Annotated in this window: 1 protein-coding gene; it reads left to right on the top strand. The window is 48.8% G+C overall.

The genetic code is table 11. The annotated features are described in order from the left end of the window. The coding region (locus CWC11_RS20565) for a 50S ribosomal protein L11 methyltransferase (RefSeq protein WP_138684159.1) at positions 1 to 246 on the top strand (246 nt) is incomplete at both ends.

The following is a 246-nucleotide window of genomic DNA, read 5'->3' on the forward strand; positions in this document are numbered from 1 at the left end:
TAAGTTTGGCGAGAGATTATGGATCTGCCCAAGCTGGCGTGATGTGCCAGATCCCAATGCCGTCAATGTGTTACTAGATCCAGGCCTTGCATTTGGTACTGGTACTCATGCCACAACCGCACTTTGCCTGCAATGGCTAGAACAACAAGACCTCAGTGGCAAAACGGTCGTTGATTTTGGCTGTGGCTCTGGGATTTTAGGCATTGCAGCAATCAAATTAGGCGCTGAGCGTGTGATTGGTATTGA

Origin of the sequence: Pseudoalteromonas sp. S3178 (assembly GCF_005886985.1) — a bacterium.
GTDB classification, from domain to species: domain Bacteria; phylum Pseudomonadota; class Gammaproteobacteria; order Enterobacterales; family Alteromonadaceae; genus Pseudoalteromonas; species Pseudoalteromonas carrageenovora.